The 14951-nt window shown below is 48.8% G+C and carries 21 protein-coding genes; all 21 read right to left on the reverse strand.

Features of this window, described 5'->3' with window-relative positions:
* Nucleotides 1-205 precede the first annotated feature (205 nt).
* Nucleotides 206-874 carry a hypothetical protein gene (locus EDM55_RS19890; RefSeq protein WP_122961171.1) on the reverse strand — a complete coding sequence of 223 codons (669 nt, stop codon included), beginning with the start codon at nucleotides 872-874 and terminating at the stop codon, nucleotides 206-208.
* Between the two features lie 24 nt (nucleotides 875-898).
* On the reverse strand, nucleotides 899-1474 hold the full coding sequence (locus EDM55_RS19895) for a baseplate wedge 1 family protein (protein ID WP_122961172.1): 576 nt from the start codon (nucleotides 1472-1474) through the stop codon (nucleotides 899-901).
* Between the two features lie 16 nt (nucleotides 1475-1490).
* Nucleotides 1491-2675 (reverse strand): baseplate J/gp47 family protein, encoded by a 1185-nt coding sequence (locus EDM55_RS19900; protein WP_122961173.1) that lies wholly within the window; start codon nucleotides 2673-2675, stop codon nucleotides 1491-1493.
* A 4-nt stretch (nucleotides 2676-2679) separates the two neighbouring features.
* Entirely contained in the window at nucleotides 2680-3042 is a 363-nt protein-coding gene (locus EDM55_RS19905) for a contractile injection system sheath initiator (protein WP_122961174.1), read from the reverse strand.
* On the reverse strand, nucleotides 3039-3638 hold the full coding sequence (locus EDM55_RS19910) for a Gp138 family membrane-puncturing spike protein (RefSeq protein WP_122961175.1): 600 nt from the start codon (nucleotides 3636-3638) through the stop codon (nucleotides 3039-3041). The genes EDM55_RS19905 and EDM55_RS19910 overlap by 4 nt, the downstream gene beginning before the upstream one ends.
* A gap of 4 nt (nucleotides 3639-3642) precedes the next feature.
* The gene (locus tag EDM55_RS19915; RefSeq protein WP_141296005.1) at nucleotides 3643-5118 is read right to left on the reverse strand and encodes a phage protein; all 1476 of its coding nucleotides are present in this window, start codon (nucleotides 5116-5118) and stop codon (nucleotides 3643-3645) included.
* Nucleotides 5119-5189: 71 nt separating this feature from the next.
* Nucleotides 5190-5852, reverse strand: a complete 663-nt coding sequence (locus EDM55_RS19920) for a hypothetical protein (RefSeq protein WP_122961177.1) — start codon at nucleotides 5850-5852, stop codon at nucleotides 5190-5192.
* Nucleotides 5853-5957: 105 nt separating this feature from the next.
* Nucleotides 5958-6299 (reverse strand): phage baseplate plug family protein, encoded by a 342-nt coding sequence (locus EDM55_RS19925; RefSeq protein WP_141296002.1) that lies wholly within the window; start codon nucleotides 6297-6299, stop codon nucleotides 5958-5960.
* Between the two features lie 4 nt (nucleotides 6300-6303).
* Nucleotides 6304-6876 carry a phage baseplate protein gene (locus tag EDM55_RS19930; RefSeq protein ID WP_218033723.1) on the reverse strand — a complete coding sequence of 191 codons (573 nt, stop codon included), beginning with the start codon at nucleotides 6874-6876 and terminating at the stop codon, nucleotides 6304-6306.
* A gap of 12 nt (nucleotides 6877-6888) precedes the next feature.
* Nucleotides 6889-8781 (reverse strand): hypothetical protein, encoded by a 1893-nt coding sequence (locus EDM55_RS19935; protein ID WP_122961179.1) that lies wholly within the window; start codon nucleotides 8779-8781, stop codon nucleotides 6889-6891.
* 17 nt (nucleotides 8782-8798) lie between these two features.
* Nucleotides 8799-8957: a hypothetical protein gene (locus EDM55_RS30380; RefSeq protein ID WP_170184497.1), complete on the reverse strand. Its 159-nt coding sequence runs from the start codon at nucleotides 8955-8957 to the stop codon at nucleotides 8799-8801.
* A 5-nt stretch (nucleotides 8958-8962) separates the two neighbouring features.
* Nucleotides 8963-9427 (reverse strand): phage tail assembly chaperone, encoded by a 465-nt coding sequence (locus EDM55_RS19940; protein ID WP_122961180.1) that lies wholly within the window; start codon nucleotides 9425-9427, stop codon nucleotides 8963-8965.
* A 56-nt stretch (nucleotides 9428-9483) separates the two neighbouring features.
* Nucleotides 9484-9921 carry a tail tube family protein gene (locus EDM55_RS19945; RefSeq protein ID WP_218033722.1) on the reverse strand — a complete coding sequence of 146 codons (438 nt, stop codon included), beginning with the start codon at nucleotides 9919-9921 and terminating at the stop codon, nucleotides 9484-9486.
* Between the two features lie 17 nt (nucleotides 9922-9938).
* Nucleotides 9939-11051 (reverse strand): DUF3383 family protein, encoded by a 1113-nt coding sequence (locus EDM55_RS19950; protein WP_122961266.1) that lies wholly within the window; start codon nucleotides 11049-11051, stop codon nucleotides 9939-9941.
* Nucleotides 11052-11069: 18 nt separating this feature from the next.
* The gene (locus tag EDM55_RS19955) at nucleotides 11070-11606 is read right to left on the reverse strand and encodes a phage neck terminator protein (RefSeq protein ID WP_122961182.1); all 537 of its coding nucleotides are present in this window, start codon (nucleotides 11604-11606) and stop codon (nucleotides 11070-11072) included.
* On the reverse strand, nucleotides 11607-11957 hold the full coding sequence (locus EDM55_RS19960) for a hypothetical protein (protein ID WP_122961183.1): 351 nt from the start codon (nucleotides 11955-11957) through the stop codon (nucleotides 11607-11609).
* A 7-nt stretch (nucleotides 11958-11964) separates the two neighbouring features.
* A complete protein-coding gene (locus tag EDM55_RS19965; RefSeq protein WP_122961184.1) occupies nucleotides 11965-12543 on the reverse strand; it encodes a phage virion morphogenesis protein in 579 nt (192 codons plus the stop codon).
* 12 nt (nucleotides 12544-12555) lie between these two features.
* Nucleotides 12556-13056, reverse strand: coding sequence for a DUF4054 domain-containing protein (locus EDM55_RS19970; protein ID WP_218033721.1), 501 nt, complete (start codon nucleotides 13054-13056; stop codon nucleotides 12556-12558).
* Between the two features lie 15 nt (nucleotides 13057-13071).
* A complete protein-coding gene (locus EDM55_RS19975; RefSeq protein WP_122961185.1) occupies nucleotides 13072-13362 on the reverse strand; it encodes a hypothetical protein in 291 nt (96 codons plus the stop codon).
* A 14-nt stretch (nucleotides 13363-13376) separates the two neighbouring features.
* Nucleotides 13377-14393 (reverse strand): DUF2184 domain-containing protein, encoded by a 1017-nt coding sequence (locus EDM55_RS19980; RefSeq protein WP_218033720.1) that lies wholly within the window; start codon nucleotides 14391-14393, stop codon nucleotides 13377-13379.
* A gap of 17 nt (nucleotides 14394-14410) precedes the next feature.
* The gene (locus EDM55_RS19985) at nucleotides 14411-14926 is read right to left on the reverse strand and encodes a structural cement protein Gp24 (RefSeq protein ID WP_122961186.1); all 516 of its coding nucleotides are present in this window, start codon (nucleotides 14924-14926) and stop codon (nucleotides 14411-14413) included.
* Between the last annotated feature and the right edge of the window lie 25 nt (nucleotides 14927-14951).

The raw sequence follows: 14951 nt of genomic DNA on the forward strand, positions 1-14951 counted from the left end.
AATACCAACGCTCTCGAAATGTACCCGATATCATTAGTACCGACGTCAATTGGGTTTACGCCGATATAGGTGCTAGTAGGCGCCGCGCTCGAAAGGTAAGTGTCTCTCGTCACGGAGTTTGTTCTATTAAGTGTAATACTAGGCATGTTCCTCCCCCTTTCCTATCGTAAATGGCCGTTATCGGCAGGTTTCCTCATTTTCCCTATCATTTGATCACCAGCCTCGCATTGGCCTGGTCAACCCACCCTGCGTCGATTAGCAGCCCCAATGTTGAGGCGAAATCAAAAGAGAACAAATTGTCTCGAAGGTCATTCGCCATGGAGGATTCGAGTGCTTGTACGCGTACGTCTAAAGCTGTAAATTTCGACTCGATTTCGACTCTCGGCATGTGTATGCTTTCGTCATTTACATGATTTTCAAAGTCAGAAATGGTTACAAAAGCAGTAGAAGGGATGTTAACCGTGACCTGATTCGCACTCCCGATTGCAACGTTGAGTTGGAACTCCCGAGAAAAAGGCCCAGCTGTGATTGGCGGAATATAATCCCCGTTGCTGCCTGCATTCGCATAAGCATACAGGATCTCTCCGTAGTCAGGATCCCGCGCATACAGCCCGATCTCACAAGAGTATGTGATTTGAGCAATATCGGTATTTTGGAAGACGCCTTTGATATGGGCGGTTTGGTCCGTTACTGAAAACGAAGTGATTGGAACATCAGCAAAAGGTTGAACCAATTCGGTCAGGCTCTTTGGATCTCCCGAGAAGCTGCCGGATCCGATACGCATCCGTGTATAAACGATCGGCTCTCCTACTTGTCCTTTGGCGTAAAGAACCTGCCCTAGTCGCGTGACGACCATTTGTCCGTATAAAGCCACTTCAATTCCCCCTTTCAAGGAAAGCTAATCTATTGGTGCACCACAGGCAAGGACAACCGTGTCTCGCAGTGTAACAGATATTCCAATAGAGTCCACTCGGTCTAGTTCAGATTCCCATGCAATATTCAGCTGCACGCCAGAGGGTTTTGGAAGAATGTATCCCAGCGTCACGAGCTCAATACTTTGCAGCCCGAGTTCCCCTCGAATCGTTGCCTTCATGGTCATATCCTGGTTGTCCTTGATTCTCAATCGTGCCTCGGGGAACAAATCTGACCACAATTCATAGATTTGGGGCAGCGTGCCGTCCCACTGGTTCTGGGCAATCTTTGCTTTTAAGGCGACACGGTAATTGTGATCGTCCAAAATAGGTGACGTCCCGTCCGCCAATTGAAAAGGCAGGTATCTCGATCTGCCCACCAAATCACCTAGTATATTTAGCTGGGCGCCGACTGCGTTCTCGATGTGAAAAGCATTAGGAATGCTGGATGCTACATTTTCGGCGTCGTCAGCTTTTTCAAGCACCGCGCTCAACCATCGGATGAACTTCTCTTTGTCACGATGCTGCGAGGTAACGAGATCGAGATAAGATTCAATCGCCATCGTATCCGTCTCCTTTCTAAGCTATGACATTCACGGTTACATTTTCCGTTGCACCTCGAACGGCTTCAAAAAATGCCAGCGGGATGTCTGCTGAGCTCTGCTCTTCTCCAGGACGAGCTGCAGTCAGGCTTACAATCGAGAAGGTTGGGCTTGTTAAAATCCTGTTTGCTTGTAGTGCGGCCCCCCACAGGCTAGAAACAATCAAGCTGCTATTACCGAGAGACATGCTATTAAGGTAGTCAGCAATGTAACCCGCGATATCGTCCGCCGTTTGGCTGGTGAACCCATTCAGTTTTTTCACCTGAACGACCACAGATACGTCAATGTAGCTTGGCCGATAGAATCGAATGGGCGTAGACTCATCACTATAGATGTCTTGGACCACTGCTGTCGTCGTCCCGTTCGTGTTGCATCCTGGTGTTTTCCTGACAAAGATGGACTGGGCAATAGCCTGCTCATCTCCCCCTTCAATCACTGCCGTAATGGAGTGAGGTGGATGCCCCATTTCATTTTCTTCGCTTGAGTCGTTTTCATACACCTCGTATCGGGTTACTCCACTAACCGCAGCTATGCCGCCTTTTATTCCCTCTAAAACCGTCCTGCTCGGATTAGCCGTACTAATGGCTTGTCTCGCTTTCAACTGCGGATCTTCTTCCGTGTCTCGACCTGGTGTAGCTGGCTCTGGGTTTGTCACGCTCGTCCATCCTAAAGTAGGTGTAACGATGCCTGTAATGGTACCCGGTGCAGCCATAATAGGCCCTGGCGTCAAACAAGTTGCTGTAGTCGAATAAGTCCCGTTCGATCCGATCGTAACAGATGAGGGTAGCGACCACTGGGTACCATCCGTACCAGAAACAATTCCTCCCGTAATGAAAGCGTTCGGGGTGCCTGTGAGAATTACGGGCGCTTTCGAATAGTCCTTTTTTAGACGTTTGATCCCGTTTATCCCTACGATCACATCCAGCCCTGTCCCGATTGCGGTAGATGGCCCACGGCTGTTGTAAACTGCTTGGCATGTAAGGTACGAATCATAGAGCTTGTTTGCGATTGCAGAAATGAACTGGTAGTCTTGGCTGTCGTTCCCCAGATAGATGTCCTGGCCGAATATCTGCTTAGCTTGACTTATCAAATCGTCCCGGATGTCTGTATACGAAGGCATATGGTAACCTGACTCATCAATATATGGTGCAAAATAAGCCATGAAATCAACTCACCTCCATGCCGAGATTCGTAGATACAGAAATCGTTTCTCCAAAGTCTGTCTCTACTCTACACTCAAACGAATACATCCGATTTTCGTAAGAGCTGCGGAAATCGCTAATTTGGGATACACGAGGCGTCTCAATAATTCGAGCATGAACCAATAGATCAACCGCTTGAAGGTTATCTGGGTGCCCACGAGATCCAAGAATGTTCTGGAAGAGAGGGAGACCATCGTCTTGTTGCTCCCACCATTCTGCCTGCAAGAGCTTTAATCGCGTATAGATCGCTTGACGAACAGCTGCAGCCTGAGTTAGAAACGATCTACCGATGGTGTAGTCGCCGTTAAGCATGGGTCGATATCTCATTCGTCAACCTTCCCTCCCCCGTCGATCCATTCGCTGTACGCTTCCTGTGTCGTCATATTCACCCCGTTTACACGGACCGAGGGGGCAACTAAATCGATCGCCCCCTCTTTGATGCGAATAAATTGGTTTCTGTCCTCGTTTCGGAGCTCCACATGTTTTGTAGAGTAATCTTTCAACACCCTTGGCTGGCTCCACAATCCAGGTATGGCGATTGCATCCGATAAATCATGTCGGCGCTTCTCGATCTGGTTTTGTATGCCCCCCAAGGAAAACCAAGCATCTATGCACATATCAGAGAAGACGACTAGGCACTCATCTCCTTGCTTGACTGGAAAGGTAAGAACATACCCGCCGCCCCGCGGGAAAACAACAGGGACGTCCAACAACAGCGGAATCTCCGTCCACTTGTATTCCAGATTCTCTTGTCTTACCTGTTCACGAATTGCCACTTTTACTGTTGCTGTCTGCGACGTTGGATCAAACTCCTGAATGATTCCAGGTACGCAGACTCTTAAGGTACTGAAAATCCTATCCACCAAAATATTGTAAAATTCTAGTTCACTCTTCTCGAGGCGTTCATCGACCGGTACTCCCATCTCGCTATCCCCTCCACATATTCGAACCCATTGACGACATCAACCCGGGTATGACGCCTCCCGCCTGTGATACACACGTTGCCTCTGTATACCAGTCATCAGAGTGAGTATCTCCATGGTTTTGTAACTCGACAATCCGGTAAATTCCTTCTGCGTCGAGAGCTCGAGGGATCTGGCCTACCTGAAACGTTTGCGCTTGGATTTGGCTATTATTGATCCGCACGAGCGAATTGAGCCTTAAACGCGGATTTATCAAACACTTAAATTTAACCCCAAAGTCGCTTTGTACCGGCGTACCGATCAATCCTGATTCGGGGGATAAATCGACGATCTCGTCTTTAAGGAAATCTGGTGCCTGGATGATGTTGACCTTCCCATCCTCCATATAAAACGTAGCGGCATTTGACTGCGATAATTGGCGTAGATAATCTTTCGTAGCACCGAAGAAAACTTTCCCACGAGTGAGCTTAGCCGAACTCAGCCCTTCTGAGATCGACCCTAACTGAGAGGGTATGCTTGCCTTAGCAGCAATTTGATTCACCTGGTCCCGAGCAGTTTGGCCCTTCGCTACTGAAAAACCGACAAAACCAAAATTCAGAGCTCGGTCGCTATCGATCGAATTAAGCGTGAGTTTGTATGTCACGCCGTCCTCTTTCCCCCGGATCGGCTGGACGACATCCCCGACAAAAATGAGTCCATACTGTTCTCCCTCATACCCGGCTTCTACAATTACCCTATCGCCTTCGTTGATGATCTGGTTTTCCGTTTCCGCGTTCAGGTTGAAGATGGTCACGGTTGAAAATTGCGGCTGCATCATGGTTTTATAAACGCTGAACGCGCAGCGTAGGTCTGAAACATCCAGCGCGGTTCCTTTTCCATTGGATACCAGCACTCGATATTTCCGACCATATAAGACGTTCCCATATTTCTGGCTGTTTGCAACAACGCCGTAGTTTGTCTCCGGTAGAACAACATCATTTATTGGGCTTGCTGTAAGTCCACTCGACCCCATATCGCTGCTGCTGTTTCCATCTGTGCTTCCACCAGGAGTATACGACGAGGGAACCACGTTTCCCCCGGCGTACTTTTGATATATCTTTAAGCGCCTTATGTAGTCGGAGTCAGGAATCCTGGGGCCAACGTATTTCTCGGAGAATTTACGGAAATCACCGTTTACCGCTTTCCATGTTCGGGCAATGACCATCGTCGCAACTGCCGTGGCAAAGTGATCGTTGCTCAGCACCAAGTTCGTTCGTTCCTGATGCGAATCGGGCCATCGTAAGCGGAAGCGATTGGCTTGTGTGATGAAGGCATCGTTATGCCACTTCGGCCAAACTTGCCCTGGCCCTAATGCGTTTCCACTGTCTCCCGTTTTATTGGTGAAGTTCGTTTCTGCCTCCAGAGTAGCCAAGACTATGGCAGCATCCACTCCTTGATATTGCGCTTCATACGTGGCGATGTTTTTGATATGTTCTGCCAAAGTTTCTCCCCCCATCGGTTGAGGCAAAAAGAAAAACGCCCCTAGTAGGAGCGCTTTAACAAAGCCGATCATTATTGTTTTGCAATGTTTATGTCAGTATGGTCTTTTCCGTCATATACCCTCAGATTTACAGATTGCTCTGACGTGGTAGGGAAAACATAGAAAACTGCATTTAGATGCACTTCATTTTTCGGTGGAATCTCGAATGCCCCCAGTATCTTTCTGTATCCAACTTCTTTCGAACCGTCCATTATATATTCAGGTCCGATAGCAAGTGGATACAACCCATTGCCATCTGGTATATATCTTGGTACCAGAGCAAAACTCTCTTTGCTGATTTCTACTTTTTCATCGCTATTATTCGAAATTATGAAGGGGACTACCCAGAGTTTGGCTTCTTTCACCCCGTAATCATGTGTGATCTTAATTAGCCCATCATCTCTCATCGGTGTATTCGTTTCTGCGTACAAACGAAATGTGAATCCATAGTCGATGAGATTGGGGCTCAGTTTTTGGACAAAAGGTTTATTTTTTTCCATGAAATCTCTGTAATCTGAATATGTTTTAACAATTCCGTTTGACTGGATATAATCGCCTAACTCTGTTAGGGTTTTTATACTATCCGGAATCTGAGCAGTTGTTGCCTGCGCGGGATTATTAGTATTGGCACTCGTTGGTGAAGCGAAGATCGTAAAACAAAGCATTAGAACTACTGCATAAAGAATTTTTTTCATTTTAACACCACCAGATGGATTTTCCTGTATGCTAGCATATAACGTTTAATTTTTTTGTCGAATTTTGTAACAAACAGGAATCTAACCAATGCTCGCCCTTAATACTCACGAAAGATTGTCATACCAGATCACGAAATGTTCTTTTCCTAAAGACTCAAAAGTGGGTGTTGAGTCATCGCCATTCGCTGAGACAATTGCTGCACTACCAATCCCAAGATATTCGTACGGCCCTAGCAGGTTTGCGGCTGGGTATGTTCCTGCTATTAACGGGAGGGAATCGATCAGCATTATACCGGTTGTGTGATCTGAAATAGCGATAAACCAATACTCTTCTCGTTGATTATATGTCAATGAAATTTCCAGTGTAATATTTTGGTTTCTGACTGGGAGTGTACAAGTGAATTTTTGATTCATTGATGGTCGTATTGGTAGTAATACTGCTGCCACCTTATTAACCCCCCAACAGTTTTTTTAATCCCATCTCCACTATTACGCTTTGATTCTGTAATGGCTCTTGCTTACCTCTATTCGCCCGATCCGTCACTGCAGGATTGGTACTAATCTTGACCGTCTTCACCTGTGCCACGATAATCTCCCTCAGCGTGACCGTACACCTTAGCCCTAACAAAGTGGTGAAATCGTCCGGAGCTGAAATCTCCTCGATAAGCATGTTTTGATACAATCCGAGCCTCGTGTGCACCTGCAAGGGCACGCGTAAAGCTTGGAGCTCTTGTAGCACCTTAAACGCCTGCACAGACCGGCTCCAGCCGCCTGTGAATTGACCAGGAATCAGACTGGAAGCCGTATCTGACATTCCGATCTCCATCGTCAGCTCTTTCGGCTGGAGAAACGCATGGTCGGTCAACGCGGCCCCCGTTTGTACAGGGTGCTGAGTAATATTGAGGCGGCTGGTATGGGTAGAGCGTAGAAAGGCATCAAAGAACCAGCCGCCTATATTCGTTTTGAGGTAAACCAGGGAAGCGATTGGCTGGGAATTAAGATCCAAAATCGGATTGATTGCCATGGTATCCCCCTCTTATCCGTAAATGGCTTTCATGTTGCGGATATTCATACCGTTCCACTCATGTCCCACCTCTTGCGCTGCCCCTTTTGGATCAGTGCTGGTGATGTAGAATACCGGTTTATTTTCATTCTGGATGATCGTTTGATTGGATGTCGCAGTATTGGAATACATATAACTACTCGGGATCCCAGCCATGCTCATATCCTGAAACTGCTTAAAAACGTCCGGATTGATTGCCGCTGCTAAATAGCTAAATCCTGTTTTCAAGTCTTGATTGAAGTTACGAAAACCTTTCACGAGCTCCGATTCATTCATTGCCTTTTTGAACGAGGGTTCCATCCCCTTAGGCAAATTGTTTACGCTGGAATTCAGCTTGTCTGATTGTTTTTCATCGGACAGGAACGGATTTGATCCGTTCTGGTCTACGAACAGATACGATAAGCCTTCACTGATTTTGTTGCCGTAGTAGGATGCTCGATCCTTCGCCTTCTCCGTGAGCTCCTTTCTCTCCTGCAAGGCTTCTTGTACGCCATTCTCATCATCTGATAGCCATGCGCGTGCCAATTTGATTGCGTTTACCACGTTATCGATGTTAAGCTTAATCGTTTCAAGCGCCATCTTTAAAGAGCCTGAAAGGATATTCCCGATTCCCTCCAGGACGTCTTGCACTTGCTGTATTTCTAGGAATGCAGAAACTAGATCCGCCACCCAAGAAATAGTGCTATAAACTTCTTTCCCGAGGGAAATCAAAGAATCTACAAGCCCTGATAATATCCCCTCATCATTCAAATCCTTGAAGAAGGAAACTACCCAGTCCCAAAGCTCTTTTACGATCTTATACAAAAGATCAAATGCCGAGGACCATGCCCCTACAAATGCATCGAGATATCCTCGCTCCTGGAACTTACTGAAAAGCTGCTGGAGCCAATCCCCGGCAATTTTTATCCAGTCCCTGATCGTGCGAAGGGCTTTATCGAACGCCTTTCCCCATCTGTCGATGGCTCCGGTATCTTTCAGCGTTTTGTAGACTTCCAGGAGTTTTTTCCACAGAGGAGCGAAGGCACTCTCTCCGCCTTCCAGATAGGTGTAGAAGTCGTCGAGCAGTAGCAAAAGCCCAGTGAACAGGGCAAAGGCTATGCCAATTGGACCTGTCTTAATGATGAGCCCAAGAGCTATCAGAGCCGCGCCGATCAGTTTTAGCTTATCCGGTATATGATCACCAAGTTTCGAGAAAAAGTGTAGGACATCCCTGCCCCCCTTCATTAACGCTATGCCTAGTCGGGCAATCCAACTGACGAATTGAGCAACGTTTTTGGTCCATTGGGGCATGCCTTTTATGATCGCGTCATTAAAGCCCTGGAGGCCGCCCTTGATCCCCTTAATCGGTCCTTCCAGGTATTTGTACAGATAAAAGCCAACCCATTGGAGAGCATATGCTGCCTCCAACCGCAATCGTTGGAATTCAAATTGAATGGAACGGATGGATTTCATCTGATCCTGAAATTCGGGAGGGGGCTTCATTTCCCTGATGGTAGAGCGGAGTTGCTGAAAGTTCCTCAATAGCTCCGGGCTAAGATACAGGTCCTCCACCGTAGCGCCCATGGCTTTCAACGTATAGTTCAGTTCAGCTGCCGCGTCCTTGGATAGCCACATCTTGCGTGCAAACTTCTCGTTCTCCAGATCAGCTTTCGCCAGACTACCAAGAAAGACAGAGATCCCAATGCTTGCACTTGCCAAAGCACTTACAATCGCTGCACCCGCAACCGCAAATCCCTTGATCGTCGATCCAGCAAAGCTTTTGACTGTTTTTTCTACGGTTTCAATCGTCTTGCCAGCATCGTCAAAAGACTTTCTATCAACCGACATTCCTAGCGAAACCAAATACTCTTTGATTACGTCGATCATCCAGGCATCCCCCTTTCCTATAGTCTGGCAGCAGCTTCTGCTCTTCGCTTGTTCTCCGCTCTTACTTCCATGATTTCGTGTGCGTCCAGCAGGTCATCGATATCAAACACGTCTCTGACCACATCACTGTGCACCCAAAGCCCGCCTAATACCGGCGCGAATAGAAATTCATCCACGTTTTCTAACCTTGCCGGGATGAAATCAAGCCCGCCACCAGACCATGGAGGCCGCTGCCTTGAAAAAAACTTGATAGATTGAATCCCAGCGCATGGACAGTAAGCGCCATGATTGTCGCCGTGTCGTCTTCGATGTCTTCTATGCCGAATGATCCGTCTTCGTTTATGACCCGTGCAGGCCCAGCAGGCAGTAACTCGAAGCACACACGGAGCGCCTGATCTTGGATGTAGGTGAAATCTTTTTCAGAAACGCTGCTGAGATGCCCCATAATGCCTGTGATATCAAGGTTCTCCAGATTAACATCCTCCACTGACTTAGCTGATGGGCTCGGCTTGATCGAAGCTAGCATAGGAGCCAGGATGGCCGTTAACTTAATAATCATGAAAGAGCCGACTCGAGCCGGAAACTTCTTCACCCGAAACTTCCGACCATTCACTTCGACATCTTTATAGCTCATACGTGGTTGCATGTAGAGTCTCCTCCTCAAATGAAAATAGAGCCGGGTGGGCTCCATCTGGAATTATATTAGGCTACTGTCTGGTCGATATCTGCCGCCATCAGCACCCATGAGACTTGTTGCCCTTGGGCCTGGAACGGTTTGTCCGGAAGCTTCTGAAACGAAACGCCTGTTGAACGGATCAGGTCCTGCATCGCGGAGGCTCGGATTGTGATTTTGATCCCGGCCCACTCCGATGTAGGTGCCTGCTCAAGATAGTTGTAGAGTTTCAGGAGCCATTTATTGAGCTCAGACGTTTGCTGGACAGAAATCGTATGGTTACCATTTCGGCCTTTAATTTTACTTACCATTACGCTCCCATCGGCAGAGAGGTCGTGTGCGGAACGATCCTGCGCCATCGCCGTAGAAATACTACCGAGGCCAGCCCCCGTCGCCACAAACTGCCCAACCGAGGGGTGACTAATGACCATGGACACATCAGCAAAGCTATACGTTGTGTAGGACACTTCCAATCCCTCCTTCCCTATCGATTAACGGTGACACCAATAACAACGTGTTCAATTGCGCCTGCCATTTTTACTGGCACGTAGATCGGGGGCGCTTTTCGGTCATCCCGTTCATCCTGTGACTGATCTGCAATCCTTCCTGGCAAAACCAGATATCCCTTGGATAACGTGTCTCCCGTTTGTAAAGACATAACCGGTGCCGCCTTCCACACTCCTGGAGCGATCGCCCCCCGATTAGCCGATTTCTCACATTGCTCCTCGATCGCACTAATCAGTAGCGACAGGCCGTCTTCAGTCTGCGGAATCTTAGCGGAATTTACGAGTGCGTTCGTCGCCCCAATCTGAATCTCCGCTTTGAGCATGTCCAGGTTAAGCACCTCATCGAAATGGGTGCCGTCAGCCATAGTCCCTTGAACGAGTAGCTTATAGCTGGCGCCGTAGTTCGTGTAGACGTTTCCGTTCAGCCCTAGGATTGTTTTCACTTCGGTAGTGGAGAGGGACTCTGGTGTCACGCCGACAAGCGTTTTGTACGCCATCGTATACGCCGAGTTTGCAAGACCCGTATTTGCTCCCATCGCATATCCCAAGGCAGCTGCAGCAGCATGCGGAGTTGTGCTGTATTGACCAAAGGAGCGTTTGTACGCTTTGCCTTTCAATGTCTCCATGATGTTTCCTGGAGCGCCCGCTTTCACATTGGGATCTGCTGTTGAGTAGAAGTATGCCGTTGAAGGGATCATAGGCTCTACAACAGCGGCAACCGCCTCGATATCTGCGGCTGTAGCATCTACGACATAACAACCGTACCATTCGTTATTTGCAGCCCGGCAAGCCGCCACAGCTTCATCGACTGACTCTTCACTCTCAGCTGAATTGTCCCATTTACCAATGGCCACTTTAGGTGGCGATGGGTTTTGGCTGAAATAAAGCGTAGCCGCCTCAAACTCGGGTTCTTCTCCAGTCCAGCCGTTTTCCAACATGTCTGCGGTCCCATTGTAGATTCGTACCCTGTCTGCAACAGGGATGATGTTGGATCCTCCGACAATCAAACCAATATTGAATGTCCCGGCGCTCTGCGACAAAGGCGATACCGTGACATTTACCTTGACGATATCATCAAGAGACTGTGCCAAGAAAAACACCAGCCTTTCTTATCTATTTGGAATTACTTGCACATCTGCTGAATCGATGTAGTTGATCGCAGAGCTGCGGACAACTTTTTCGTTAAAGCGAGCGGAGAAAGATGACCTCTCCCACCACTGACCGCCGAACAATTCTGGTAATCGAACGGGAGAGGGGACATCTGTAACCAGATGCAACGGTGCAAATGACAGGGGACTTCTGAAAAGTCCAACGCGGACCCGATCAGCGTCATCAAAGCTGCTGGGGCCGTAAAAGGTCCACGCCACTTGGATGACTCGCGTATAGCTGGAGACCTGGTCAATCGTTGTAGAGCTGGCATTTTTATAGCTCATCTCTATTTGCTGTGCGACCGGATCGTTAGCAAGCGAGACAAGAATAAACCCGACATTCTCGGTACGCTTCCATGCAGGAGCGCCTTCTGTCGGGTATCCAATACGAATCCGCTTCTGGCTGTCCTTGTCTACAGGATTAAGGCCGAGATTCCGGATTGTGCAATTCCAGAAGATATCCTCAATCTCTGAGAGCGAAAGTACCGAATCTGCCATTTAATCACCCGCCATTCTCTCTCCGATTGCTTTGTAGTACCCATAGTCGCCGTATGGGAATACTTGCTTCACGCGGTACCTTTCTCCTCGCCATTCGATCTGATCGGATGTTCCCTGGTCACTGGTCGTAAACAGCTCCTTAGTAGCGTAGAAGCACATCAAGCCCGTTACTCGGTCACCCTCCGGTAGTTGATTCAACGTCTTAGCATCAGCGACGGTAATGACTCCGACCATCTTGATCGGTGCCTCTGAAGATAATGTACGGCCTGCTGTCCAGGAGTCTGATCTTCGATGTACCACATACGCCTGCGCAAAATCAGGGTCTGTGATCACTTCACTGACATCGATCATGTTCCGGTCATCCTTTCACTACATACGTGATCGCTTTACGGAGATCACCTGTATCTATCAGTGGTTTGTCACTGCCTTTTCTCTCTTCTGTAATTGGAGAGTTTGGCGGCCATCCGTTTGCTGGGTCGGTAAACCAACCTCTAGCAGCATTTTGTCCCAGTAGACCGGCCTTGTTCAACTCTGGTTCTGGATCCCCGCCGTCCAAGGCAACCTCTGAAACTTTCCGCAGCTGCTTGGCAATCACGTCCTTGTTATGCTCAATAGCAGGTTCAAGCACCGGGCGCGGCGGTGATTTCCAAAGTGGCGACCCGTGCGACTGAATCCACATTTGGTAAGCTTTACTGTATGGCATCTTGCCGCTTTCTACCTTTGGATTCATCTCGTCACGCATTTCCTTCTGACGGATACCGAGCGTGTGGGCATAAAGCAGTTGGGCATTGGTAATAGGCTCTCCCTGTGCTTCTGGTCGGTCGCTGCCTTCCGGGATGCCTACGTACACCTGCTTTTTCGCTAAGCTATCCACTATTTTCTTAAGATCATTTGTTTTATCGATCCTAGAAGTTACTTTTGCCAGTGCACTAAACATAGTCAGTCACCTCTAGTAGACGTACATTCCGCCTTTTCCTACTACCCGACCAATCGTCGCAAGCTGCTGCCCATACGTTGTAAGCTTCCACGATGCCCAGCCTTCCAAGTCTTGGGCCACCATGGAGTAATCTGTACTCACAGACACGTCTCCTGCTGACTTCGAGGTGATCAAGCCGCGTGCTCGACCTGCTTGCAAGACCCCAGCAGCTCCACTGTCAGGGTCGGCCGTGCCTTGTAAATACATCGTGCAGAAGTGAGCCACAAACCACCCCATCGCTACTTTCCAGTAGGAGCGCCAACGCGCCTCTTTGATGCATGCGTCCGCAAGATCGATGTACATTTGCACGATCGCTTGAGGGATTACATATTCCTGTCCGGTGTTTGGGCCGAATTGCGGGTAAATCTCGATGAAGTCATCAAACGTGAAAGCAGGGTTGCTTCCGGTCCTTACGTTGGACGCAACCCCTGTGATTCCTGCAGCGCTCATAGTTCCATCATTTGCGATCGACATGCACGCCCACCTGCTTTATTGTGATTGGTCAGCCTCAGCTGCGGCCTTCGCTGCCGCTTCCTTTTGGGCTTGCTCTTCCGCTTTTTTCTCCGCTGCACTCTTCGATTTAGCGCCAGTCTCAGCCGCTTTTTCATCGTGCTTGTTTTCAATTACAGTGACATCGCCAGTTTTGCTTGCAAGTTTGAACATCGCAGAGGCTGCCACCCAACCTGGTACGTCAGCGAAGTTTTGTGATTGGATGACCACCGCAGGTTCTTGGCCTGCAGGATGGTCGAACTGGAAAGATCTTTTCGAGAAGATACGCATAGTAGTGGTCCTCCTTAAATGCCGTCGCCATAGCGCGCGCATTGAGTATACAAGAACTTGACTTGCCCGATCTGTGCAGCGTAAGCCGTCAAATAGGCCATTTCCGTCACTTGCGACTGTGTCATGACGCGGCTCAATGGGACTGTCAGGTCAAAGTTCACTCGGTCTTCATCGTTGACGTATGCAACCATCCGATCCGTGCCACCAGTGCCCGCCCCTGTGCACCAGCGAGACGGGGCAATCGTGAGATCGATACCCTGGTTCTTGCCGATGTTGTTATCCAGCAGGAATTGCAGAATAGATACGTTACCGGCCTCACTCACTTTTGTTCCAACCAGGTATGCGTACTGTTGCGGCGGGATCAGAATATGGTTTGCCATCCCGGTCAGATCGTACTCAGATGCCGCCCAGGTATCCGTAATAATCGCATTAATGTCGGCCAGAATCTCATCAGGAGTCTTCTTGTTCCATTTGGATTGCCCAGATGCTCCGTTAACAACAGCAGCTGCCGTGATGTCCGGACTGTTAACGAGCCCGTACACTCCTGCTCGAGGCACGCCGTTGTAGACGATGTTGTCGATGGACTTGTTGTAGTTCAGGCGAATCCCTTTATCCAAGATGTCGTCCAGACTGCGTCCAATGTTTTGGAGCTTTTGCTGGTCCACGAACGGAACCTTCAAGATATTCGCAAAGTTGAACACCTTGTACACATCTTTGGTCGCATTTGCCTGCATGACCGGAATATCGTTGGTCTCGCCGCCGATAATGCCGTCATCATTTCCGCCGGTAGTAGCATAATCAACGAATTGGTTGGAAGTGAAATCTACCCATCCGCCACCGGTCTTGGACACGATGTCACGCATCCAAGTAACGCTGCTCAGTGGCTCCAGGAGGCGCGGATCACGCTTCTCCAGCTCCCCGACTAGGAAGGCCATGCCGGTGCCGATCGCAGCGTCATTCATCACCATGGATGGCCCCATCCCGTCAATTGTGTGCACTTTTCTTGCCATAGGTGCTTTCGGTGCATTCATGTATGTTCATCCCCCTCTTACGGATTGTTCCGCGACAGAATTGTGATCTCAGCAACTTTATTTGGATCAAGCTTGCCTGTTTTCCATTTAACCCCGGTGAGTTTAACAGTATTCGAGCCATCGGCTGCTGCTTCGAACCCGCCGATCACACCGGTTGGGATAGCGGCATTGGCCGCGACCCTTACGTATACATCCCCGCCTGCGGTAGGCGTTCCAACATTGCAGACAACGGTCACAGAGCCACGCTCGATTACGTCACACGTATGCCCAGGCGAATAGTAACCTTGGGAAGCAAAGTAGTCCGTGGTTTGCTTCACTTCACGGACGGCAACTCCGGCGAAAGTCGCTGCTGTGCCGTCAGCGCCAAACTTGGAAAAAGTGTTGTCTCCGTTCAAAACGACAGCCTCACCAAAATTGATAGGGTCAGTATCCGCTTCTTTAACCATTCGACTTGAAATAATGGCGTCAGCACTGCGGGAGACGGTTCCTGCATATCCGAGGTTTAGAGATTTCCCAATTACCTTTCCTGGCATTGTTCATCCATCCTTTCTTGCGCTC

The organism is Brevibacillus centrosporus, from assembly GCF_003710815.1.
Taxonomy (GTDB): Bacteria; Bacillota; Bacilli; order Brevibacillales; family Brevibacillaceae; genus Brevibacillus; species Brevibacillus centrosporus.

Coding starts and splice junctions, on each gene's coding strand:
- EDM55_RS19895 (WP_122961172.1), bottom strand. CDS start 1,474: ATGGCGATTGAATCTTATCTCGATCTCGTTACCTCGCAGCATCGTGAC.
- EDM55_RS19900 (WP_122961173.1), bottom strand. CDS start 2,675: ATGGCTTATTTTGCACCATATATTGATGAGTCAGGTTACCATATGCCT.
- EDM55_RS19905 (WP_122961174.1), bottom strand. CDS start 3,042: ATGAGATATCGACCCATGCTTAACGGCGACTACACCATCGGTAGATCG.
- EDM55_RS19910 (WP_122961175.1), bottom strand. CDS start 3,638: ATGGGAGTACCGGTCGATGAACGCCTCGAGAAGAGTGAACTAGAATTT.
- EDM55_RS19920 (WP_122961177.1), bottom strand. CDS start 5,852: ATGAAAAAAATTCTTTATGCAGTAGTTCTAATGCTTTGTTTTACGATC.
- EDM55_RS19930 (WP_218033723.1), bottom strand. CDS start 6,876: ATGGCAATCAATCCGATTTTGGATCTTAATTCCCAGCCAATCGCTTCC.
- EDM55_RS19935 (WP_122961179.1), bottom strand. CDS start 8,781: ATGATCGACGTAATCAAAGAGTATTTGGTTTCGCTAGGAATGTCGGTT.
- EDM55_RS19940 (WP_122961180.1), bottom strand. CDS start 9,427: ATGCAACCACGTATGAGCTATAAAGATGTCGAAGTGAATGGTCGGAAG.
- EDM55_RS19955 (WP_122961182.1), bottom strand. CDS start 11,606: ATGGCAGATTCGGTACTTTCGCTCTCAGAGATTGAGGATATCTTCTGG.
- EDM55_RS19960 (WP_122961183.1), bottom strand. CDS start 11,957: ATGATCGATGTCAGTGAAGTGATCACAGACCCTGATTTTGCGCAGGCG.
- EDM55_RS19965 (WP_122961184.1), bottom strand. CDS start 12,543: ATGTTTAGTGCACTGGCAAAAGTAACTTCTAGGATCGATAAAACAAAT.
- EDM55_RS19970 (WP_218033721.1), bottom strand. CDS start 13,056: ATGTCGATCGCAAATGATGGAACTATGAGCGCTGCAGGAATCACAGGG.
- EDM55_RS19975 (WP_122961185.1), bottom strand. CDS start 13,362: ATGCGTATCTTCTCGAAAAGATCTTTCCAGTTCGACCATCCTGCAGGC.
- EDM55_RS19980 (WP_218033720.1), bottom strand. CDS start 14,393: ATGAATGCACCGAAAGCACCTATGGCAAGAAAAGTGCACACAATTGAC.
- EDM55_RS19985 (WP_122961186.1), bottom strand. CDS start 14,926: ATGCCAGGAAAGGTAATTGGGAAATCTCTAAACCTCGGATATGCAGGA.